The sequence below is a fragment of the Hymenobacter antarcticus genome, from assembly GCF_039539545.1.
In the GTDB taxonomy this organism is placed as follows: Bacteria; Bacteroidota; Bacteroidia; order Cytophagales; family Hymenobacteraceae; genus Hymenobacter; species Hymenobacter antarcticus.
In genome coordinates, this window is sequence record NZ_BAABDI010000004.1 from 106,562 (window position 1) to 129,087 (window position 22,526).

The 22,526-nt window shown below is 62.6% G+C and carries 22 protein-coding genes; 17 read left to right on the forward strand and 5 right to left on the reverse strand.

Annotated elements, in window-relative coordinates:
• Positions 1-86 precede the first annotated feature (86 nt).
• From ABD819_RS04880 to ABD819_RS04890, 3 genes are all read left to right on the forward strand, one after another.
• Positions 87-1,517, forward strand: a complete 1,431-nt coding sequence (locus ABD819_RS04880; protein ID WP_345121594.1) for an ATP-dependent DNA helicase — start codon at positions 87-89, stop codon at positions 1,515-1,517.
• Between the two features lie 69 nt (positions 1,518-1,586).
• Positions 1,587-2,081 (forward strand): DUF4136 domain-containing protein, encoded by a 495-nt coding sequence (locus ABD819_RS04885; protein ID WP_345121596.1) that lies wholly within the window; start codon positions 1,587-1,589, stop codon positions 2,079-2,081.
• A gap of 152 nt (positions 2,082-2,233) precedes the next feature.
• Positions 2,234-2,773, forward strand: coding sequence for a DUF1573 domain-containing protein (locus tag ABD819_RS04890; protein WP_345121598.1), 540 nt, complete (start codon positions 2,234-2,236; stop codon positions 2,771-2,773).
• Positions 2,774-2,919: 146 nt separating this feature from the next.
• Here the strand turns inward: ABD819_RS04890 and ABD819_RS04895 are convergent, their stop codons facing one another.
• From ABD819_RS04895 to ABD819_RS04910, 4 genes are all read right to left on the reverse strand, one after another.
• Positions 2,920-3,297, reverse strand: coding sequence for a DUF423 domain-containing protein (locus ABD819_RS04895; protein WP_345121600.1), 378 nt, complete (start codon positions 3,295-3,297; stop codon positions 2,920-2,922).
• A 64-nt stretch (positions 3,298-3,361) separates the two neighbouring features.
• Complete coding sequence (locus ABD819_RS04900; RefSeq protein ID WP_345121602.1) at positions 3,362-4,480, reverse strand: aspartyl protease family protein; 1,119 nt, start codon at positions 4,478-4,480, stop codon at positions 3,362-3,364.
• A 224-nt stretch (positions 4,481-4,704) separates the two neighbouring features.
• Positions 4,705-5,769, reverse strand: a complete 1,065-nt coding sequence (locus ABD819_RS04905; protein WP_345121604.1) for an o-succinylbenzoate synthase — start codon at positions 5,767-5,769, stop codon at positions 4,705-4,707.
• A 48-nt stretch (positions 5,770-5,817) separates the two neighbouring features.
• Positions 5,818-6,081: a KGG domain-containing protein gene (locus ABD819_RS04910; RefSeq protein ID WP_345121606.1), complete on the reverse strand. Its 264-nt coding sequence runs from the start codon at positions 6,079-6,081 to the stop codon at positions 5,818-5,820.
• Positions 6,082-6,357: 276 nt separating this feature from the next.
• On the opposite strand from ABD819_RS04910, the gene egtB reads away from it, so the two are divergent.
• The 6 genes from egtB (at position 6,358) to ABD819_RS04940 (ending at position 12,684) form a co-directional block, all read left to right on the forward strand.
• The gene (egtB, locus tag ABD819_RS04915; RefSeq protein WP_345121608.1) at positions 6,358-7,722 is read left to right on the forward strand and encodes an ergothioneine biosynthesis protein EgtB; all 1,365 of its coding nucleotides are present in this window, start codon (positions 6,358-6,360) and stop codon (positions 7,720-7,722) included.
• Between the two features lie 120 nt (positions 7,723-7,842).
• Positions 7,843-8,805, forward strand: coding sequence for an L-histidine N(alpha)-methyltransferase (egtD, locus tag ABD819_RS04920; RefSeq protein ID WP_345121610.1), 963 nt, complete (start codon positions 7,843-7,845; stop codon positions 8,803-8,805).
• Positions 8,806-8,818: 13 nt separating this feature from the next.
• Positions 8,819-9,985: a pyridoxal phosphate-dependent aminotransferase gene (locus ABD819_RS04925; protein WP_345121612.1), complete on the forward strand. Its 1,167-nt coding sequence runs from the start codon at positions 8,819-8,821 to the stop codon at positions 9,983-9,985.
• Between the two features lie 275 nt (positions 9,986-10,260).
• Entirely contained in the window at positions 10,261-11,625 is a 1,365-nt protein-coding gene (locus ABD819_RS04930) for an MATE family efflux transporter (RefSeq protein WP_345121614.1), read from the forward strand.
• 78 nt (positions 11,626-11,703) lie between these two features.
• The gene (locus tag ABD819_RS04935; protein ID WP_345121618.1) at positions 11,704-12,309 is read left to right on the forward strand and encodes a DUF922 domain-containing protein; all 606 of its coding nucleotides are present in this window, start codon (positions 11,704-11,706) and stop codon (positions 12,307-12,309) included.
• Between the two features lie 30 nt (positions 12,310-12,339).
• On the forward strand, positions 12,340-12,684 hold the full coding sequence (locus tag ABD819_RS04940) for a tRNA-binding protein (RefSeq protein ID WP_345121620.1): 345 nt from the start codon (positions 12,340-12,342) through the stop codon (positions 12,682-12,684).
• A gap of 72 nt (positions 12,685-12,756) precedes the next feature.
• On the opposite strand, the gene ABD819_RS04945 is transcribed toward ABD819_RS04940, so the two are convergent.
• The gene (locus ABD819_RS04945) at positions 12,757-13,161 is read right to left on the reverse strand and encodes a DUF4296 domain-containing protein (RefSeq protein ID WP_345121621.1); all 405 of its coding nucleotides are present in this window, start codon (positions 13,159-13,161) and stop codon (positions 12,757-12,759) included.
• A gap of 147 nt (positions 13,162-13,308) precedes the next feature.
• On the opposite strand from ABD819_RS04945, the gene ABD819_RS04950 reads away from it, so the two are divergent.
• The 8 genes from ABD819_RS04950 (at position 13,309) to ABD819_RS04985 (ending at position 22,500) form a co-directional block, all read left to right on the forward strand.
• Positions 13,309-14,211, forward strand: coding sequence for a DUF58 domain-containing protein (locus ABD819_RS04950; protein WP_345121623.1), 903 nt, complete (start codon positions 13,309-13,311; stop codon positions 14,209-14,211).
• Positions 14,204-15,130: a hypothetical protein gene (locus ABD819_RS04955; protein ID WP_345121625.1), complete on the forward strand. Its 927-nt coding sequence runs from the start codon at positions 14,204-14,206 to the stop codon at positions 15,128-15,130. Before ABD819_RS04950 ends, ABD819_RS04955 begins: the two co-directional genes overlap by 8 nt.
• A gap of 307 nt (positions 15,131-15,437) precedes the next feature.
• Entirely contained in the window at positions 15,438-16,460 is a 1,023-nt protein-coding gene (locus tag ABD819_RS04960; RefSeq protein ID WP_345121626.1) for a VWA domain-containing protein, read from the forward strand.
• A gap of 256 nt (positions 16,461-16,716) precedes the next feature.
• Complete coding sequence (locus ABD819_RS04965; protein WP_345121628.1) at positions 16,717-17,382, forward strand: YggS family pyridoxal phosphate-dependent enzyme; 666 nt, start codon at positions 16,717-16,719, stop codon at positions 17,380-17,382.
• 141 nt (positions 17,383-17,523) lie between these two features.
• On the forward strand, positions 17,524-18,708 hold the full coding sequence (locus tag ABD819_RS04970; protein WP_345121630.1) for a lysophospholipid acyltransferase family protein: 1,185 nt from the start codon (positions 17,524-17,526) through the stop codon (positions 18,706-18,708).
• Positions 18,709-18,867: 159 nt separating this feature from the next.
• Positions 18,868-19,842: an alpha/beta hydrolase gene (locus ABD819_RS04975; protein WP_345121632.1), complete on the forward strand. Its 975-nt coding sequence runs from the start codon at positions 18,868-18,870 to the stop codon at positions 19,840-19,842.
• 246 nt (positions 19,843-20,088) lie between these two features.
• A complete protein-coding gene (locus ABD819_RS04980) occupies positions 20,089-20,664 on the forward strand; it encodes a phasin family protein (protein WP_345121635.1) in 576 nt (191 codons plus the stop codon).
• 150 nt (positions 20,665-20,814) lie between these two features.
• The gene (locus tag ABD819_RS04985; protein WP_345121637.1) at positions 20,815-22,500 is read left to right on the forward strand and encodes an ABC1 kinase family protein; all 1,686 of its coding nucleotides are present in this window, start codon (positions 20,815-20,817) and stop codon (positions 22,498-22,500) included.
• Positions 22,501-22,526 lie beyond the last annotated feature (26 nt).

Genomic DNA, 22,526 nt, shown 5'->3' on the forward strand with positions numbered 1-22,526 from the left:
GGTTCTCACCCCATCCAGTACAAATACACGCAATTTTGTGGAGGCAAGTTCCGCAAAGCAGAATCGGCTCTTACTGACAACCACTTATGCTCTCCCTCCGCACCCCTTCCGTCCGCGACTACTTTCCCTACCAGCCCACCGACGACCAGGCCCTGCTGTTCACGCAGCTCGACGCGTTTTTGCGCGACCAGCTGCCGGGCCGCAAGGTGTTTGTGCTGCGCGGCTACGCGGGCACCGGCAAAACCACCGTCATAAGCGCCCTGGTGCAGTGGCTGCACAAAATGCAGCGCAAATACACCCTGATGGCCCCCACCGGCCGCGCCGCTAAGGTGATGGCCGGCTACGCGGGCGTGCCCGCCAGCACCATCCACAAGAAAATCTACCGCCAGACGTCCGGCGCGCCCGCCGAGCGGCTCAACTTCCAGCGCCAGCCCAACCGCGCCGAGCAAACGCTCTACATCGTGGATGAAGCCTCGATGATTTCGGACGAGAAAGCCTTTGGCGAAAACGGCCTGCTTGATGATTTGATGGGTTTTGCGTTTGAGAAAACGAGCAATAAGCTGCTGCTCATCGGCGATACGGCGCAGCTGCCGCCGGTGGGGCAGCTCCTGAGCCCGGCCCTCGACCCCGAGCTGCTGGCCCACCGCTTCCGCGCCGAGGTGGGCAGCGTGGAGCTGCGCCAGGTGATGCGCCAGGCCCAGGAATCGGGTATTCTGGTGAATGCCACCGAATTGCGGGAGGAATTACGCGAGGAGCATCCCAATATCCAGCTGCATACCAAGGGTTTTCGCGACATCTTCAAAATGGGTGGCGACAAGCTGGAGGACGGCCTGCGCTGGGCCTACCGCAACTACGGCCACGAGAATACCACCATTATCTGCCGCTCAAACCGCAACGCTAATCAGTATAATCAGCTCATCAGGCGGGCGTTGTTTGATGCCGAGGAGGAGATTGAGGGCGGCGACTACCTCATGGTGGTGCGCAACAACTACTACTGGCTGCCGAAGGATTCCGAAATCGGTTTCCTGGCCAACGGCGACTTCCTGCAAATCACCAAAATCGTGCGGCGCGAGGAGGTTTATGGCTTCCACTTTGCGCAGGCCCAGGTGCGGCTGGTGGACTACCCCGACGAGCCCGAAATCGAAGTCAAGCTGCTGCTCGATACCCTGCATACCGAAAGCCCGGCCCTGCCTTCGGACCGCAATAATGCCCTGTACATGGCCGTGAGCGAGGATTATGCTCATCTCAAAACCAAGGCCGAGCGCTACAAGGAAATGCGCAAAGACCCCTACCTCAACGCCCTGCAAATCAAGTTTGCCTACGCCCTCACCTGCCACAAGGCGCAGGGCGGGCAGTGGCAGGCCGTGTTCGTCGACCACGGCTTCCTGAAGCCCGACGAGCCGCTGGCCGGCGAGTTTGCGCGCTGGCTCTACACGGCCATCACCCGCGCCTCGGAGCGGCTGTTTCTGCTCAACTTTCAGCAGAAGCTAATCAGCGACCCCGTGGAGGAGGACTAACGGCCGGGCTTTCGGCCAACGCCGACCGGAAAGTGCTTCCGGCAACCCCTGCAGCTGCGGCCCGCCGAAGTGAAGAAGAACGGCGGCGCAGAAGGCGTGCGCGTGCTCGAAGAGCGCGAGGGCCTGGGCGTGCAAAGCGCCCTGCAATCGTATTTTCTCAAGCAGAAAGCCGATAACGATATCACCGTGGATGTGCAGGACGTAGCCAGAACCAATGCCCTGCTCGCCAAAAACGGCATGACCACCGAAAAAATGCTTACCATGACCATGGAAGAGCTGGCTCAGCTGCTGGGGGTCGATGGCGTGATTTCGGGCACGTTCGAAAGCAGCCAGCCCATGTCGGGCGGCGCGGCCGTGGCCATGCTCATGGTGGGCGGCTTCTCGGGCCCCACCAACACGGGCAAGCTGGCTATCAGCATCAACGATGGCAAGAGCGGCGAGCTGCTGTGGAAATATGACAAGAGCCTGTCGCGCGGCTTCGGCTCCGATACCAACTCCATCATCACCACCATCATGCGCAAGGCTTCGCGTCAGTTTCCCTACTCTAAAGAATTTAAAGGCTAGAAATTCGGTTGGATAAATTTCATCCACTATTCAGATTAGATTGAGTAGTTTGGTCGTAAATTTGTTAGGCTCCACCCGGCTGTTTGGGTCTGTTTCGGCCCAATAGATTCCCCTCCTCCTCCTCAACTAATTCGCTAACCATTTTCGCATCCATGAAAAAAACCCTGCTCCTCGCCCTGAGCCTGACCGCCGCCGCTTACACCGCGCAGGCCCAGGCCACGAAACCGGCCGCTAACGCTGGCCCGGTAGCCGGACCCGGCATCACGTTCGAAGAAGTGAAGTACGACTTCGGCTCCGTAACGCAGGGCGGCACGGTCGACCACACGTTCAAGTTCAAGAACACTGGCAACGCGCCCCTGGTCATCTCCAACATTGGCGTGAGCTGCGGCTGCACCACCCCGGAGTGGACCAAGGCCCCGGTAATGCCCGGCAAAACCGGCTCCATCACCGCGCACTTCAACTCGACCGGCAAAATAGGCATGCAGAACAAGGTGCTGACCATTGAGTCGAACGCCGCCGCTGGCAGCACTACCGTAGCCCTGGTGGGTGAAGTGAAAGAAGCCAGTGCCACCGCCAACGCCGCTCCCCAGATGAAGGTAGAGTCTTCGGGTGATGGCACCAAGGTGAAAGCCGATGGCAGCAAAGTGAAAGAGAAGAGCGGCGACGCTAAAATGAAAGCCAAAATCAAGTAAGCTGGCTAAGCCGCTGAACGATGCCAAAAGGGCGGCCCGCATCTGCGGGCCGCCCTTTTTCGTGGTCAGATTTTGTGCGAGTGCGCCGTCGCAAAGCAAGAAGTTCGCCGCCGCCTTGCGGCCGAGTAGCCAGCCCGGGCGGGCTGTTACAGCTCGCGCACGGCCCAGAATAAGCTGAGCCAGCCCGCCATCAGCAACAGCCCACCTACCGGCGCTACTGCCCCCAGCTTGGTAATACCGGTGAAACACAGCGCGTAGAGCGAGCCGCTGAACACGATGATGCCGCCCAGCCACAGCCAGCCGGTGGTGCCCAGGGTGCGCAGCTCGGGGCGGGCCGCCCACAGCACGCCCACCGCCAGCATTGCCAGTACATGGTAAAATTGGTAGCGCACGGCCGTTTCAAAAGTATCGAGGCGGCCGGCCCGCACCAGGGTATCGTGCAGGGCATGCGCCCCGAAGGCCCCGATGGCGACCCCGAGGCCACCCAGCAGGGCCGCAAGTTGAAGCAGAAGACGAACAGTCATAAGAAAGAGGTGGGAGTGATGGGCAGTGGGCACGAAGGTACGGCCTGCCGGGCTGGCAAAGGGCTCAGATTTGCCGTTTCAGGCGCACAGAGGTGGTGTGCAGGTTGCCGTCGGGCCGCCGTAGTATCATAAACAAGTCTCGTCCATCAACAGAGTGCAGCATCCGGTCGAGCTCGCTGAGCGAAAACTCATTGGCCGGAATCAGGTTGATGCTCAGCAGCTCCTCATCGGGTTCGAGGCCCGCTATGGCCGCCGGCGAGCCGGGCACCACGCGCAGCACCACGAAACGGCGGTAGTTGGGACCAGTAGCCAGCAGCTCGATGCCGCACATGTCGTGCTCGAAAGGGTCGCGGAAACTGACGTTGGGGCGGAGGAGCAGGCGCTGGTGGGGGTAGTCGATTACCAGCGTGAAGCGCTTGAGCAGCTCGTAGCCGATGTTGCCATTGCGGGGCACATCTACCCGGCGGTGCACATCGGCCGCGTCGGGAAAAGAGGTGAGCACCGACCGCAGCACGTAGCGCCCCAGGTGCAGGGTGGCTACCCGCCCCAAAAAGCCGTGCACCGTGCCCGTGAGGCCCCTGCCCAAGTCGGTAGGCAGGCGGCGCGCGGGGGCCACCAGGCGCGGGTCCGAATCCAGCTCCAGCGACAGCGCGTGGCTGGCCCCGGTATCGAGCACCAGCTTGAGCGGCAGCGTGAGCGAATCGGTGAGCTGGACCGGGGCGGTGAAATAAGCTTTGTTGTTTTCGACCGTGAGCGGAATACTTGTCCAGTCCTTGCCCGCCGGCTGCTTGTACGTGGCCGGGTCGTTTAATGAGAGGTAGTCGAGCTGGGGCCTGAGCGTCACCACGAAGCTGCGAAACAGCTCGGAGCCCAGAATCCCGTGGATGGGCACGCCCACGTAGCCCGAGAGGTTGAGCACGTCATCGGAGAGCACCAGCCACGTCATGTGCGGGGCTACCACGCCGGGCAGGGCAATGCGGACACTGTCGGTTTGGTAGGCCAGCAGGCCCGAATCGAGGCCGCCCGCGCCCACAACCCGGAACTGTTGGCCGTGCTTCAGGCCCAGCGAATCGGCCAGGGCCGGAGCCGTGATGATGGACACGCCCACCCCGGAGTCGAGCAGGAAATTGTACGGCCCGGTGCCATTCACCAGTGCTTTCACCACCAAAAGGTTGCGATGCATCTGAAAAGATACCCGGGCGTGTCGCCGTTGGGGCCGCTCGAAACGGAAAGGCCCGAAGGGTGGCGCGGTTTGTGCCTGCGCAGCCGCACCAATTTTCCCGCCCAAGCCCAGGGAAACCAGCAAAAGCACAAGGCGAAAAATAACCATAATGCAGAAAGCGCAACCCAACTGGTAAGTTTAGCGAATTAGCCGCGCATTTACCTAATTGGGTTGTTGCCCGGCGGCTACTCGCCCCAGGTACCGGCCGGGTCGAAGCGCAAATGGCCGCCGCTGATGTGCAGGGGCGCGGCCACGTTATTATGGTAGAGCTGGCCCGTGCCCAGGCCCTGGGCAAAGCCGTGCACATCATATTCGCCGGTGAGCTGCGCCACGGCATTGAGGCCGACGTTGGATTCGAGGGCTGAAGTAATCCACCAGCCAATGCCGCGGACTTCGGCCAGCGCAATCCAGTGGCGGGTGGCGGCATGGCCACCCAGCAGCGTGGGCTTGAGCACGATGTAAGCCGGCCGCACCGCATCGAGCAGCGCCGCTTGCCGGGCCGGGTCGGTGAGCCCAATCAGCTCCTCATCGAGGGCGATGGGCAGGGGAGAGCTCCGGCAGAGCTCCGCCAGGGCTGCTGGCTGCCCGGCGGCTACCGGCTGCTCGATGGAGTGGATGTGAAATGCCGCCAGCTGCGCCAGCCGGCCCGGCGCATCGGCGGGGCTGAAGGCTCCATTCGCATCAACGCGCAGAATCAGCTGCTGCGGACTTGCCACCGCCCGGATTTCGGCCAGAATGGCCAGCTCAGTAGCAAAGTCCAGCCCCCCGATTTTCAGCTTGAGGCACGAGTAGCCGTCCGCCAGCTTCTGCCCAATTTGCTCGCGCATGAAGGCCGCGTCGCCCATCCAGACCAGGCCATTGATGGGCAGGGCCGCCTGGCCCCGGCTGAACGCATTGGCGTAGAGCTGCCGCCGGCCGCCGTGGGCCAGATCCAGCAGCGCGGTTTCGAGCGCGAACACCAGCGCCGGCAGCGCCGGGCCCACGAATACCGGGGCATCGGCCACGGCAAATGCCGCAAACTCCCCGGCGTTGAAACGCTCGCAGAGCTGCGCCACGGCGGCCGGAAAATCCGGGCCATAGTCGGGGCTGAGGCCCGCCAGCGGTGCGGCCTCCCCAATTCCTTCCACGGCTGGCGTGTCCGCATCGCAGAGGTGCAGGTACCAGGCCACATGTTCGGCAAGAGCCCCGCGCGAGGTGCGGGCCGGAAAATTGAAGCGGAGGGCGCGTTGCGAAAACCGGAGACGTAGCATGCCACAAAGATGCGCGGCAGGCGGGGTACTCAAGCGGTGGAACCTGGCTTATTTGCTCTCTTCTTTTTTGCCGCGCCGGCTCACGAGGCCACCCTTCCGGCCGGCGTCGCGGGCTTCATCGGCCGAAAAGCGGTGGCCCCGGCCGCTGGCGTGCGAGGCCTTGCCGCCTTCGCTGGCAATGCGGCGCTGCGTTTCGGGGCTCATGGCGGCAAAGCCGCGGCGGCTCTTGGTGCCTACGCGGGCAGCAGGGCGGGGCGATACTTTTACCGTGGTAGCGGTAGGAGAGGCGATAGTGGAAATCGAAGACACCATTGCAGTATGTTGAGAATGTGGAAAGTGCAAGTGTACTATTTTTTCATGGTATATGATTGATTTTAGCCCAGTTTTCAGGCTTATTCACCATAAAATACCGCTTTCTACGCATGTGCTTCTACGTATTTTTTGGGGGTCTTCTACGTGTTTATTTTGCCATCCGGTGGCTCGGTGCATGAGGCTACCGTTGAGTGCATTTTTGGAAGCGCCAGCGTAACCTCGGGCCGGCCCCCGGAGTTAGTAGCACAAGTCTCATTTCCTCTGCCCGCTCAAATTATGTTTCAGGTTCACCCATCACCGGTTGCTGCCCCCTTCGCCACTTCCTGGCAGACTCGTTATCAGGCTGTTCGGGCCCAAAGCCAGGCGCTGTGCGCGCCCCTGCTGCCCGAAGACACCGTGGTGCAACCCATGCTCGACGTGAGCCCGCCCAAGTGGCACCTGGCGCACACCACCTGGTTTTGGGAGACGTTTCTGCTGAAAGAATACGTGCCCGGCTACCAGGTTTTTCATCCGGAATACGCCTTTCTGTTCAACTCTTACTACAACTCGCTGGGCTCGCGGGTGAACCGGGCCGACCGCGGCACGCTCTCGCGCCCGGCCCTGGCCGACGTGCTGGCCTACCGTGCCCACGTCGACGAAGCCCTAACCGCTCTGTTGGCCGCGCCCGAGGCGTTACCTCCGGTTTTCTTCGAGCTGCTGGAGCTGGGCCTGCAACACGAGCAGCAGCACCAGGAGCTGCTGGCCACCGACATAAAGTACATTCTCAGCACCAGCCCGTTAGCTCCGGCATACCTTCGGAATGAGTTAAAAGTTAAAAGTGAAGAGTTAACCGGGGCTATCAGCGAGGCAGCAACTGACTTTAACTCTTCACTTTTAACTTTTAACTCCAATAAAGCGTCCTGGCTGCCGGTGCCGGGCGGGATTCATCGAATTGGCTTTCAGGAAGAAGGCTTCTGCTTCGATAATGAGCTGGCGGCTCACGACGTGCTGCTGGCCCCTTTTGAGCTGCAAAACCGCCTGGTGACCAACGCCGATTACCTGGCCTTTATGGAAGCCGGCGGCTACCGGGATTTTCGCTTCTGGATGGGGGAGGGCTGGGATTTGGCGCAGGCCGAAGGCTGGGAAGCGCCGCTGTACTGGGTGAAGAAAGAAGCTGGCTGGTATCGTTTCACGCACCATGGCCTGCAAGCCGTGAACCTGGCCGCCCCCGTCACGCACGTCAGCTTTTACGAGGCCGATGCCTACGCCAACTGGGCCGGGGCCCGCCTCCCCACCGAGGCGGAGTGGGAAACGGCAGCCCGGCATTTTGGGCCCGCTACGGAGAATGGTACCTGGCTGGAAAGCAGTTGCTTCGACCCCCAGCCCGTGCCTGGCGATGCCGACCCCACCCAGTGCCACCAGCTGCTCGGCGACTGCTGGGAGTGGACGTACTCGGCCTACCACGCCTACCCCGGCTACGCCCGCGCGGCCGGGGCGCTGGGCGAGTACAACGGCAAGTTTATGGTGAATCAGCTGGTGCTGCGCGGGGGCTCCTGCGCCACGCCCGAAAGTCACATTCGCGTCAGCTACCGTAATTTCTTCCACGCCGACAAGCGCTGGCAGTTCACCGGCATCCGGCTGGCCCGCTCATCCAACGGCTAGCCCTTTTCGTTTAGCAAATAAACCGGCACCTTCGTATTAGCGAACGGACGATGCCCGATTTCCTCAGTCAACCCCCGCCGGCCAGCAAGTGCCGGGCGGGCGATAAACGGTAATGGATACATGGTAAATGTACTAAGTGAACTGGCGCAGCACGTCGCAACTGGCTTGCAGCGCGTGCCCAAAACCTTGTCGTCAATGTATTTCTACGACGACGCGGGGAGCCGGCTTTTTCAGCAGATTATGGCCCTGCCGGAGTATTACCCCACCCGGACGGAGTTTGCGATTTTCCGGGAGCACGGCGCGGCCATCGCGGCGGCGCTGGCTCCGGCGGCGGGCGGCGAGTTTGCCCTGGTAGAGCTGGGGGCCGGCGACGGGGCCAAAACCAAGCTGCTGCTGCGCGAATTACTGCGCACCGGCACCGCGTTTACCTACGCGCCGGTCGATATTTCGGCCGGGGCCATGACGGGCCTGGTCACGGCCCTGCGGCAGGAGTTGCCCAGCCTGCACGTAGCCCCGGTGGTGGCCGACTATGCCACGGCCCTGGGCCAGCTGCGCACCCGGCCGGGCAGCAAAGCGGTGCTGTTTCTGGGGTCGAATATTGGCAATTTTGGTCCGGCCGAGCGGCTGGATTTTTTGCGCCAGCTGGCAGCTCCCCTAGCCCCGGCCGACCGCCTGCTCATCGGCTTCGACCTGCAGAAAGACCCCCGCCGCATCCGGGCCGCCTACGACGATGCCCAGGGCGTGACGGCCGCCTTCAACCTCAACCTGCTCACCCGCTTCAACCGCGAGCTGGGGGCTGATTTTGACCTGGCGCACTGGCAGCACTACACCGACTACAACCCCCTGACCGGGGCCGTACGCTCGTTTCTGGTGAGTGCCCGGGCCCAGCAGGTCCACTTCGATGCCCTGGATGAAACCGTTGATTTCGCGGCCTGGGAAGTCATTCATACCGAAAACTCCTACAAATTCACCCTGCCCCAAATCCACGAGCTGGCTGCTGAGGCCGGGCTGCGGGTCGTGACGTATTTTACCGATGCGGCTACCGATTTTGCCGACGTAGTGCTGGCCATTCACGAGGAGTAAATCCTGCTTTGTCATGATAAGCCTGGCTTCCGGATACGGGAATTTCGCGGTGCCCGGCGTGGCCCTGGCCGCGGCCACCGAAGCCTTGCTCAGCGCCGGGCAGCAGAGCGCGCCCCTGGCCGTGAGCCCCGCCGCCGGCCTGCCCGCGCTGCGCGAGGCCCTGGCCCAGCGCTACCGCCAGCGCGGGGCCGCCAGCATCATTGCCGGGCAGGTTTTGGTAACTGCCGGCGCTAAAACCGGTCTGTTTGCCCTGCTCAGCGAACTACTCACGGCCGGCGACGAGGTATTGGTGCCCACGCCCAACTGGTTCGGGTTTCAGGAGTTGGTGCGGCGGGCCGGAGGCGTGCTGCGCCCCTTGCCCCTGGCGGGGGCCGATAACTACCTGCTAAGGCCGGAGGTGCTGCGGCAGGCCCTCACGCCCGCCACCCGGCTGCTCATTCTCAGCAACCCCAACAACCCCACGGGCCGGGTGTATTCGCGGGGCGAATGGACGGCCCTGCTGGCCGTTACAGCCGATTTTCCGCAGCTCTGGGTGCTCAGCGACGAGATTTACGAAGGCATCCGCTTCGGCCCCGAACCGGTGACGACGCTGCTCGCGCTACCCGACCCGCACCAGCGGCACGTAGTGGTGAGCGGCTTTTCGAAGTCGTTGGCGCTGGCGGGCTGGGGCGTGGGCTGCGTGGTGGCCCCGCTGCCGCTGGCCGAGGCCGTGGCGGCGCGGCTGTTCAGCACCGGCGTGGCGGTGCCCGTGCCGGCGCAGCTGGCCGCCCTGGCCGCCACGCAGCACGCCAAGGCCATTGGCGCGGCCCTGTGCGCGCAGCTGGCACCCAACCGCGAGCTGATGCTGACGGCCCTGGCGGCGCTGCCCGGTGCCCCGGCCATAGCCGCGCCCGAGGGCACATATTACGTTTTTGCCGATTTCACCCGGTTTCTGGCCGCCGATACTCCGGCCGAGGCGGCCTCGGCGCAGCTGGTACGGCAGCTGGCGGCAGCGGGAGTAGAGGTAGTGGACGGGGCCACCTGCGGGGCTCCGGGGTTCGTGCGGCTTTCGTATGCCGTGCCGCCCGCTGACCTGCGGCTGGCCCTGGCCCGGTTGCGCGGGGCGCTGCTGCCATTGGCCGAGTACCCCGAATTTTCAATTCGGCCCGCACGCGCCACAAGCACTGGTCGTTCCAAGTAGTCATTCAAAAGTAAACGGGTTGTCAGTTGCTCGTTGTTAGTTGTCAGTCAGATGATTGCCATCCTGCCAACAACTGACAAGTAATGACTAACAACTTAACAGCTCGCCCGGGCCGAATTGAAAATTCGGGGTACTCGGCCAACGGCTTTCCGCCAACTCAAATAGGGACTTGGTAGTCTGCGGCCCGCCTTTCGGGCTGGTATTGCCCACTGCTCCAAGTGGGCGGGCGTACCTTTGAGGGGGCTATGCTGCCCGGTAGTTTAGAAGTTATTGAGGTGAAAGATATTCGTCCGCACCTGCGCCCGACTTTGTTGCTGGCTTATCCGGTGGTGCTGTCCCAGCTGGGGCATATTATGGTGAGTTTCGTCGATTCGGTGCTGGTGGGGCGCACGGGCACCGTGCCGCTGGCCGCCGTGAGCCTGGGCGTGAGCAGCACCACCGTGCTGCTGATAGTGGGCATTGGCCTGAGCATGGGCAGCGTGCCGCTGGTGGCCGCCGCCGATGGCCGCCGCGACCTGCCCGACCTGGCCCGCCTGCTGGTATCGTCGGTGTGGCTGAGTGTGCTGGCGGGGCTGGCCCTGGCCGGGCTGGGCCAGCTGGTGCCCCCGCTGCTGCACTACCTCGGCCAGGCCCCCGAGGTGGAGGCCCTGGCCGCGCCCTGGGTGCGGGTCATCAGCTGGTCGTTTCTCCCGCTGATGGTGTTTCAGGGCTTTCGCGAATTCGCCGAGGGGCTGGGTCTCACCCGGCAGGCCATGTGGCTGTCGGTACTGGCCAACGTGGTGAACGCCGTGCTGTGCTACGCGCTGGTATTCGGCCACTGGGGCGCGCCCCAAATGGGCCTGATGGGCTCGGCCTGGGCCACGCTCATTGCCCGCGTGCTCATGGCCGGGCTCATGGCGGCCTATGTGCTCATGGCCCAGCGCCTGCACACCTACCGCGCCGCCGTGCGCAGCTGGTGGCCCGACTGGGATACCCTGGTCCGGCTCCTGAACCTGGGTGCGCCCATTGGCGTGCAGATGGGCTTTGAGGTGGGGGCCTTCGCGGCGGCGGCCATCATGATTGGTTGGCTGGGGGCGGTGCCGCTGGCGGCCCACCAGGTAGCCATCAACCTGGCCTCGATAACTTACATGGCGGCCACCGGCATCGCGGCGGCGGCCACCATCCGGGTGGGCAACCTCAATGGCAGCGGCAACTTGGCCGAGGCCCGGCAGGCCGGCTTCGCGGCCTACGTGCTGGGGTTTGGGTTCATGGCAAGCATGGCGGTGCTCTTTATCGCCACGCGGCACCTGGCCCCGCTCATGTACAGCCACGACCCGGTGGTGGTGGCGCAGGCGGGTACGCTGCTGCTCATCGCGGCCCTGTTTCAGGTCTCCGATGGCTTGCAGGTGATGGGCCTGGGCGCCCTGCGCGGCCTGGAGGACGTGAAGGTGCCCTCGGTGGTGGCGCTGCTGGCATACTGGGCCGTGGCTTTGCCGCTGGGGTATTTCCTGGGGTTCAAGCTGCACCTGGGCGCGCCGGGCGTGTGGACGGGCCTGCTGCTGGGCCTCACCATTGTGGCCGGAGTCTTGCTAGTGCGCTTCCGGCGCGAAACTTCGCCGGAGTACACCGCGTCGCTGGCCCAGCCAGTGCCCGCTGAGTAGACCCGTGCTACGGAATTTCGGCCGGATTCCTAAATTGCCACGGACTGGCCAGGTGTGCTGGTTATTAATCACCCGCTGATGCTCTCTTTTTTGACTCCCTTGCTGGTGGCGGCCTCGCTGCTGCAAGGCCCGGCTACCAAGCCGCGCCCGGCTACCGCGGCCACGCCGCCGCCCGCACAAGCGCCCGCCGCCAGGCCCACGCCGGCGGCACCCATCGTGTGGTCGGCCAGCCGGCCGCTCACCATGGCCGACTATCTGGCCCGGCCCGGTATGGGCGACCGGCTCGCCTCTTCTACCTCGTCTAATATCAATGCCAATGCGGCCTGCCGCGACTTTGTATTTACGGGTACGGCCCAGGCCACCTTCGACCCCAATACCTCGTGGTTTCGAGACCCCAAAAATGCGTCGCCGACTCTGCTTCGCCACGAGCAAACGCACTTCGATATTACCGAAGTATACGCCCGCATGATGCGCCAGAAGCTGGTCGCGTTTGCGGCCAAAGCCAATTGCCTCAAGCTGCAACCGGCCTTCAACAACCTCACCAAAGGCGTGTACGCGGAGTGGGACCGGGAAGAAAACCGCTACGACCAGGACAGCAACCACGGCCTGAACGCGGCCCGCCAGGCTTTTTGGGAAACGCAAACCCAGCAGAAGCTGGAGGCGCTGAAGGCCTTCGCGCAGTAGCCGCAGATTTATTTCTTACGCCACTCCTTTATGACCACCGCACCGCTCACCTGGGCCGAGTTCGAGCACGTCGACCTGCGGGTGGGCACCATCTGCGAGGCCTGCCAGTTTCCGGAGGCCCGCCGGCCCGCTTATCAGCTGCTGATTGATTTCGGGCCGGAAATCGGGCTCAAAAAATCCAGTGCCCAAATTACCCACCACTACTCGCCCGAGGGCCTGGTAGGCCGGCAGGTGCTGGCCGTAATCAATTTTTCCCCCAAGCAGATTGGTAAGTTCCGCTCCGAAGTGCTGGTGACGGGCTTTGCCGATGCCGAGGGCCACATTGTACTGGCCAGCGTGGCCGGGGCCGTGCCCAACGGCAGTCGCCTTGTATAGCTACTGATAGTCCTCGGGTTGGCGCGCGTCTCAGACGCGCGCCAGCCGCACCAGTTGCCTGCGCAACCGCAATTACCTGACTGCGCCGGGCGGCGGCACCGTGCCAGCGGGAGCCGGGGCCAGCCGGAGCTCGCGCCGGGCCAGCGTGTCGATGGCGGCTCCGTAAATCTCGTCCAGGTCCTTGCCGTGAATGCTGTAGTAGCGGTAGCTGCGCTGGAAGGCCGAATCGGTGACTTCGTTTTTCCAGAAGATTTCCTTTTGATTGGCTAGGTACAGGGCCCGCGACGAGTCGCCGGATAGCCGGCTGTTTTCCACGCGGGCTTCCAGCACATGCAGGTCGGCTACGAGCTGCACAATTGTTGCCTTGGGCAGCAGGTCGGCGGGCTGGGGGGGCTCTTCGGGGCGCTGGCAGGCGGGCAGGGCCAGCAGGAGAGGGGGCAGCAACAGGCCCAGGCAGCAGCGGCAGAATGATTTCACGACGCAAAGTTAGCCCCGCGCCGTAGCTTCGCTACTCAAAGAGTTAAGAGTTAAAAGGTAGGAGTTAAGAGTTAGGGGTTTGATTTTTTAGTCCCTGATTCTTATCCTCTAACTCTTAACTCTTAACTCTTAACCTTTAACTCACCCATGAACCCTTCCGTGCCCCCGGCCCTCACCGACTTGGTGCGCCGCCTGCGCCACCTCGAAATCCGCATTCGCAAAGCGGTGGAGGCCCAGCTCCAAGGGGATTTCCATTCCGTTTTCAAAGGCACGGGCCTCGAATTCGACGATGTGCGCCTCTACCAGTACGGCGATGAGGTGCGGGCCATCGACTGGGCCGTGAGCAGCAAGGGCCACGGCACCTTCATCAAAACCTACAAGGAGGAGAAAGAGCAGCAGGTGCTGGTGCTGCTCGACGTGAGCGCGTCGCTGGACGTGGGCGATGGCCAGCGACGCAAGCTCGACGTGGCCCGCGACATCGCGGGGCTGCTGGCGCTCTCGGCCGCCCGGCAGGGCTCGGCCCTGGGGCTGTTCGCGTTTTCCGACCAGAAGGAGCTGTACCTGCCGCCGGGCAAGGGGCCGCGGGCGGCGGTTGCGCTCATCAGCCGCTTGTTTGCCCTGGAGCCGGTTTCGCGCCGCACGGGCGTGGGCGCGGGCATCCGGCAGGCCCTGGGGCTGCTCAAGCGCCGCAGCCTGGTGGTGCTGGTGTCCGATTTTATTGATGGCAACTACGAGCGGGAGCTCACCATGCTGGCCCAGCGCCACGACCTGATTGTGGTGCAGCTGCTGGCCCCGCGCGAGCGCGACTTCCCGGCGCTGGGCATCGTGCCGCTGCGCGATGCCGAAACCGGCCAGGTGCGCTGGGTGAATACTTCGTTGGCCAGCTTCCGGGCCAGCGTGGCCGCCACCGCCGAGCGCCAGGAAGCCGAGCTGATAAACATCTGCCGCCGCCACCGCACCGGTTTCCTGTCGCTGAGCACCGAGGGCGATTTCGTGCCCCAGCTGGTGAATCTGTTCCGTCACCGTCGTCAATCGGGCCGCCGTGGGTAAGCCCGCCGTTCTCATATCGGCCACGGTGCTGCTCCTGCTGAGCCTGCTGCCCGGCGGCAGGGCCGCGGCGCAAACTTCGCTGCCCGTGCCAACCGGCCGTTTTCTGAAGCCCGCCGTGCTCGTGGGCGAGCCCCTGGACTACGAGCTGCGCTACGTGCACGCCCCCGATTTGGAGGTGGTATTCCCGGATTCGCTGGCCCGGTTCGCGCCGTTTGAGTACACGGGCAAAACGTTTTTCCCCACCCGCACCCGGCGGGGCGTGAGCCTCGACCGGGTTATCTACCACCTGCGCACGTTCCGCCTCGATTCGGTGCAGACCCTGGCGCTGCCCGTGGCCGTGCTGAAAGGGGCCGATACGCTGAGCATCCTGCCACTGCCCAGCCGGGTGCGGCTCCGGCGCACCGTGGCCCCCACGCCCTTCGGGGCCACGCCGCCGCTGCCCGCCCTGCGCCAAAACCTGAAGCTGGTGCCCGTCGAGCCCCTGTTCAACTACCCCTACTGGCTGGCCGGGGCGCTGGCGCTGCTGCTGCTGCTGGCGGGCGCGGTGGCGCTGTTTCGGCGGCGGCTCTCGCGCCGCTACCAGACCTACAAGCGGCGCAAAAACCACGGCTATTTCCTGGCCCAGTTTGCCCGGCACGTCGAGCGGTTCGAGCTCTCGCGCTCGGCCACCAACGTGGAGCGGGCCGTGGTGCTCTGGAAAAACTACCTCGCCAGCCTGGAAAACAGCGGCCTGAACTCCTTCACCACCCGCGAAATCGTGGCGTACTTCGAAAACGATAACGACGTGCGCAAGGCCCTGAACGCGACGGATAAAGTCATTTACGGCAACGTGCAAACCGAAGAAGCCGAGGAGGTAGACCGGGCCTTCCAGCGCCTGCGCGGCTTTGCCGAGCGCCGCTACGCCTCGGTTGATAATTAATAATTAGTAATGAGCAATTTGCATGGAGTTGGCGGCACGGGGTTAATTGCTAATTGGTATTACGTAGTCTGATTCCTGTTGCTGGTTTGAAGTAGGTGGGCCGGTTTTCAGGTTAAAACCTATACTCGTTACGAAATGGTTTGCGAAAGTCAAGTAGGGTACGACCCCGCACCCTACTTCGCGACGAGTGTAACAAGCAACAAACAACGAGAAGCAAGTTGAAACACAAGCGCCTAAAATAGCTCACGAAACAGCAGTTGCTAACCGTCGTAGTTACTAATTATTAATTAGTAACTACTGATTAATAATGAACGAATTTTTTAACCTTTTACGCTACACCACCCTGGCCGGGTACCAGTGGCAGCAGCCGCGCCTGCTGCTGCTCATCGCGGCCGTGCCGCTGCTGTTTGGGCTGCGGTGGCTGCTGGCCCGGCGGCGGCCCCAGGTGGCCGTGGCCTTGGCGCCCGGCCCCGTGCGGCGCGACTGGACCGCTGCCCTGCGCTTCGTGCCCGACGTGGTGCTGGGCCTGGCCCTCAGCTTTGCCATTGTGGCCCTGGCCCGCCCCCAGCGCACCGACGAGCGGGTGGAGCAGTCCGGTCGCGGCATCGACCTCGTGCTGGCCCTCGACGTGTCGGGCTCGATGGAAATCCAGGACCTGCGCCCCAACCGCCTTGAAGCCGCCAAGCGCATCGCCACCGATTTTGTGGCCAGCCGCGTTGGCGACCGGCTGGCCCTGGTGGCTTTTGCCGGGGAGGCCTACTCGCTGGCTCCCCTCACCACCGATTATGAGCTGCTGCGCGAAAGCCTCGCCAGCCTGCGCGTGGGCCTGATTACGAGCGACGGCACGGCCATCGGCACGGCCCTGGGCGTGGCTACCAACCGGCTGCGCGAATCCCAGGCCCGCTCCCGGGTCTGCATTCTGCTCTCGGATGGCGAAAGCAACGCCGGCAGCCTCGACCCGCTGCTGGCCGCCCAGCTGGCCCACGCGTTTGGCATCCGCATCTACACCATCGGGGTGGGCCAGGACGGCTTCGTGCCCTACGGCCAGGACTCGCTCGGCCGCCCCCGCTACGTGCAAACCCGTCTCGACGAAACCACCATGCGCCAGCTGGCCGCCGCCGCCGACGGCCAGTTTTTCCGCGCCACCGACACGGCCGGCCTGCGCCAGGTTTTCGACCAGATAAATAAGTTGGAGAAATCCGAAATCAAGCAATTACGGTTTCGCAATACCAAGGATTTTTACCGCCCGTATTTGTGGCTAAGCATCGGCCTGTGGCTGCTCTGGCTACTGCTGCGGAGTACGTTTCTGAGCAACCCGCTGGAAGACTGAATCGCTGATTACCGCTGATTGATGGTGATTTCGCTGATTTTTTCTGTTCGTATTTTTGGCAGGGCCGCCGTAATGGTGGTGGGGATTTGGCTGAATCAGCACCTGCGCTGTTTACTTTTCGGAGCCTGTTAACGAAGTAACCAGGGCCAAAAGGGCCGTAACAGGTAGTTTCCGTTCGTCCATTCATTCATTCATCCAACCAAGTGGTTTTCGCTGAACAATAATCAGCGAAATCACGGTTAATCAGCGATAATCAGTGATTTCCGATAACATCCACCGCATCAATGCCGAGCTGGCCGGCACCGCCGCCCGCCTGTGCGTCGTCACCAAAACCCATTCCGTGGAGCTGCTTCAGGAGGCTTACGCCGCCGGGGCCCGCTGCTTTGGCGAAAACCGGCCCCAGGAAATGGCCGCCAAGCAGCCCCAGCTGCCGCCCGATGTGGAATGGCACCTCATCGGCCAGCTGCAAACCAACAAAGTGAAGCTGCTCGCGCCGTTCGTGCACACCATCCAAAGCGTGGATAGCCTGAAGCTGCTGCGCGAAATAAACAAGCACGCCGCCGCCAGCCGGCGCGTCATCAACTGCCTGCTGCAGTTCCACATCGCCCAGGAAGAAACAAAATCCGGCCTCTCGCTGGCCGAGGCTGAAGCAATTCTGGAAGACCCGGAATTCTCGCAGCTCACCCACGTCCGCATTACCGGCGTGATGGGCGTGGCCACCTTCACGTCCGACGAAGGCCAGCTGCGCGCCGAGTTTCAGCAGCTGCGCGGCTACTTCGAGCGCCTGAAAAGCGCGCATTTCGCCGAGTCTGAAGCTTTTCGCGATATATCCATGGGCATGAGCGGCGACTACCAGTTGGCCGCGGCCGAGGGCAGCACCATCGTGCGGGTGGGCAGCGCTATTTTCGGCAGGCGCGGCTAAGGGCCAAGCCTTGTGCACTGTTGCGCTTGCGTACGGTGTCTTGTGCGGGAAACCGCGCCAGGACTTTCCCAGGCAAGCCCCACGGGCACGGCGGCAGAAAATCTCCTATCTTCCGTCCTTCGTCTGCCGCAAATTCCCACCATGCCCGCCACTACTTCGACTTCGCTGCCCCCGCCGGCCATTGTGGCCAACCAGCACATCTACGACGACTATTTCCGGGAGGAATTCACCCAGACCCTGGACGAAAACATCCTGCAATTGCTGGACCGCGTGTGGTTTCGCTCCGAGCTGGTGGGCTTCGAGAATTTCCCGCAGCGCAACAACCCCGACCGGCCGCTGATTTTCGCCAGCAACCACTCGGGCATGGCCTTTCCCTGGGATGCCATCGTGGCCCTCTCGCACCTGTGGCGGCACCTGCTGGACAAGCATGGCACGCTACGCGACTTGCCCCGGCCGCTCTCGGCCCCGCTGCTCTCCCAAACGGCCCTCATGAACCCGTACCTGGTGAATGAGTTCTGGAAGAAATGCGGCTCCGTGGATGCCACGACGCTGAATTTTGAGACCATGATGTACTACCAGGACCACAACCTGATGCTGTACCCCGAAGGGGTGCCCGGCATCGGCAAGGGGTTCAACCGCAAGTACCAGTTTCAGCGCCTGGCCACCAGCATGGTGCGCCTGGCCCTGCAACACGGCACCGACATCGTGCCGTTCTACACCATCAACGCCGAATACCTAAATCCCTACGCCTATTCCTGGGACTGGATAAACCAATTCACCAAGAAAATCGGCATCCCGTTTTTGCCCCTCACGGTGCTGCTAATCCTGGTCCTGATTCAGCCCTGGGCCTTTTACCTGGCCCTGCCCGCCAAGCTCACCTTCGTGATGGGCACCCGTATCCGGCCCTCCGACCTTACCAGCAAAACCACCGACGAGCTCACCCGCGAAGAATACCTGGACCTGTCGGAGCAAATCCGCCAGCGGATGCAGGCCGAGATGGACGCCGCCGTGCTTGCCCACGGCCAAAAGCCCTACCGCTGGGCCGAGCTCTGGCAGCGCATGAAGGAAAACCGCCGCTATTTCCCCTTCTTCCTGCCCTTCGCCTGGCCGGCCATGTTCACCGAGTTCGAGCGGCTGTTTGTGAAGGAAGGCCGCCGCGATTTCAACATGCAGCTCGATAAGCCCGGGGCGTGGCTGAAGATGGTCTGGCGCAACCCCATAACCCTGGCCTATTTCATTCCGTTGATTGGCTGGATACCCTTGGCCATCAAGGGGTATAAAGACAATAAGCTGGGGCAAAAACCTAAGGCTTATCGTAGTAATTAAGTACGTTGTACAGAATAAATAAGAACGTCATGCTGAGCGTAGCCGAAGCATCTCTATCGCGCAAGTAATTCGTTCTGTTGAAACGAAGCAGTAGAGATGCTTCGGCTGCGCTCAGCATGACGTTCTTTCGCTTCCCACTTCCTGCATTTATCCCACCCAATGCCCTCATTCCAACATCTGCTCCTCAAGCAGTTCCTCACGGCCGCGGCGGCCCCGCTGGCCCGCCGCAAGCCCAGCGTGGGAGCCATACGCCTGGCCATGGAGGCGGGCGCGCTGTTCCAGTTCATGCCCTGGAAAGTGAACCTGGAGAGCCTGACGCTCGATAAGCGCCTCGAAGCGGAGTGGCTGCGGCCCCGCGACGCGCACCCCACGCGGGTGCTGCTCTACCTGCACGGTGGGGGCTATGTGTTGGGCTCGCTCAACACGCACCGCAGTCTGGTGGGCAGTCTGGCCCAGCGCTGCGGTCTCAACGTCCTTACCATCAACTACCGCAAAGCGCCCGACCACCCCTTTCCGGCCGCCCTCGACGATGCCAAGCGGGCCTACCGCTGGCTGCTGCGCCACGGCCACCAGCCCCACGACATCGTGGTGGCCGGCGACTCGGCCGGGGGCGGACTAGCCCTGGCCCTGCTGCTGGCCCTGCGCGATGCCGGCGAGGCCCAGCCCGCCGCCGGCATCGGCCTCTCGCCCTGGACCGACCTGAACCTGCCCATCACGGCCCTGCGCCGCGTGGCCCGCGAAGAAGCGCTCCTGCTCGAAGCCCTGCAAATGCGCACCTGGGGCCCACTTTACGCTCACAAAACGCCCATTACGCACCCGCTGCTCTCGCCGGCCCAGGCCGATTTGCACGGCCTGCCGCCGCTGCTAATCCAGATTTCCACGGCCGAAGTGCTGTATGATGACGTGCTGAAATTTGCCAAAAAGGCCCGGACGGCGGGCGTGCCCGTCATCGTGCAGCCCTTCGAAGGCCTGGTGCACTGGTGGCACCTGTTTTGGCGCATCGTACCCGAAGCCCGGCAGGCGCTCGACCAGGTGGCCGAATTTGTGGCAAATATCTGGGCCCAGCAGGGCGTGGTGCCAATGCAGCTGCCTGCCACCGTGCGGCAACCCGCGCCGCGCCGCCGTGCTGCTTAAATCGCGAATGAACTGGTTGTAGCGCACTTGGCAACCAGAGAATATTCACAGAATTGAAAAAATAAATTCACTTTCTGATGATTCTGAGCCACTTTTGAAGAATTCCGGCGTAAACGACTCAACTATATTGCAGAGTGTTCGTAGGTTTGCAACGAAAATAGTCGGCTTGCATACTACTTTTGGTGGCAACGACTTTTGCATCAACCACTTCCCTTTTTTCTATTTCACCCCAACCCGTCTGTCACCATGGAAGATTTGTTTAAAAAGTTCGTAAATGCTGGCGTTGGCTACATTGCTCAAGGCAGCAAGTCGGTTCAGAGCACCATCGAGAAGCTGGTGAAGGACAACAAGATGACCCAGGCCGAGGGCAAGAAAATTGTGGATGAGCTGATGAAAAGCGGCGAAACCAAGCGCGCCGAACTCGAAAAGCAATTCCAGGGCCTGACCGACCGCGTGAAAACCACCGTGGGCCTGGGCGATGCCAAGCCTAAAGGCAAAGCCTCCGCCAAAAAACCGGCCGCCAAGCCCGCCGCCAAATCGGCCGCTGCCACCGCCAACGGAGCCGCCAGCAAAGCCGCCGGAGCCGTGAAAAACGTAGCCGACCGCGTGAGCGCCGCCGCTGGTTCGGCCCAGCGCTCGACGGCCGCCAGGGCCTCCGCTGCCGCCAAGCCGGCCGCCAAGCCGGCCGCCAAGCCGGCCGCCAAGCCGGCTGCTAAGCCCGCCGCCAAAGCTGCTGTGAGGCCCGCAACCAGCAAGCCCGCTGCCAAGAAGCCCGCCGCTACTTCCGCTGTCCCCGCCGCCAAAGCTGAAGACAACGCCTAGATAGTAGGAGTTGCCAGTTTTTAAAAACCCCGTTTGCCCGGAGCAAGCGGGGTTTTTGATTTGAAAATCACCTAAAATGGCCGGGTTGAGCCACCGCCACGACCCGGCTGAATCTGCGAAATCAGATTAATCTGCGTAAATCTGCGGTCTATGTTTAAAAACACGATTTCTAACCTCACCCGCATCCGGCAGGTGGCCGAGGTACTGCTGCGCTACGGCTTTGAGGATGTGGTGACGACGACGCCCCTGCGCCGCCTCGTGAGCCAGGCCCGCCGCCTGAGCTGGCAGCGGGCCGACCGGCAGGTGTTTGAAACCACGCGCTGGGAGCGGGTGCGCCTGATAATTGAGGAGCTCGGACCCACGTTTATCAAGCTGGCCCAGGCCATGAGCAACCGGGCCGACTTGCTGCCCCAGGGCCTGATTGACGAGTTTGAGAAGCTGCAGAGCAACGTGCCGCCCTTCGATGTGGTGGTGGCCCGGCAGATTATTGAGGAAGAGCTGGGCCGTCCGATTTCGGAAGTTTTCAGCGAATTTGATGACGTGACGCTGGGTTCGGCCAGCATTGGGCAGGTGCACCGGGCGCGGCTGCTCACGGGCGAGGAGGTGGTTATAAAAGTGCAGCGCCCCGGCGTGCGCGACAAAGTGCGCTCCGACCTGGCCCTGCTGCACGAGCTGGTCAGCCTCACGGCCGGCTTCCTGCAAAAGCAGGGCCTGGCCAACCCGCAGGATATTGTGGACGCCTTCGAGCGGAGCATGAGCAAGGAGCTGGACTACACCGCCGAAGCCCGCTCGATGGAGCAGTTTCGGAAGCTCTACGAAGATTACACCACCTTCTACGTGCCCAAGCCCTACCGGGAGCTGAGTACCGAGCGCATCCTGGTGATTGAATTTGTGAGCGGCTGCAAAATCACCGATAAGGCGCAGCTGCAGGAGTGGGGGCTGAGCCCCGCCGCCGTGGCCGAAAACGGCATGGACATCTACCTGACGCAGATTTTCGAGTTCGGAATTTTTCACGCCGACCCGCACCCCGGCAATGTGCTGGTGCGGCCCGATGGCACGGTGGTGCTCATCGATTTCGGCATGGTGGGCCGGCTCAGTAAGCAGCAGAAATACGCTTTTGCGGGCGTATTTATCGGTATGGCGCGGCAGGATGCGCGCAGCATGGCGCTCAACTTCCGCCGGCTGGCGCTCACGGCCGAAATTCCGGATATGCGGGCTTTCGAGGCTGATTTGAGCCAGCTAATTGAGGATTTCGCGATGCTCGATGTGAAGGAGATGAGCATGAGCGACCTCGCCGACGCGCTCCAAACCATCATTTACAACTACAAACTGCAGGTGCCGGGCGCGGTGTTCCTTATTCTGCGGGCGCTGGTTATTCTGGAAGGCATCGGCAAGGTTTTGCACCCGAATTTCAACACCTTCGAGTTCGTGCGGCCCTACGGGGCCAAGATTATTCGGGAGCAGTATTCGCGGCAAAACCTGCTCAGCGAGGCCGAGTACACGGGCACGCAGCTGCTGGCCCTGCTGCAAACCCTGCCGGCCGACGTGCGCCAGATTGTGCGCAAAATCAGCAAGGGCGAGCTGCGGGTGAAAGTAGAGCTGAGCGGCTATAGCATCCTGCTGCGCAAAGCCGACCAGCTGGTGAGCCGCACCATTCTGGCCCTGCTGAGCGTGGGCGGGCTGCTGTTTTCGGGTCTCACGCTGCTGGGCCGCTACTCTCCGGCCATGCCGTACTACCGGGGCGTGCCCGAAATAACGTGGTGGAGCCTGGGAGCAACGGGGTTCCTGCTGGTGGTGTTGTTGCTGCTGGGTACGAGGCGGCGCGAGAAACCATAAGGCCGGCCACTGGCGGCACTGGCGCG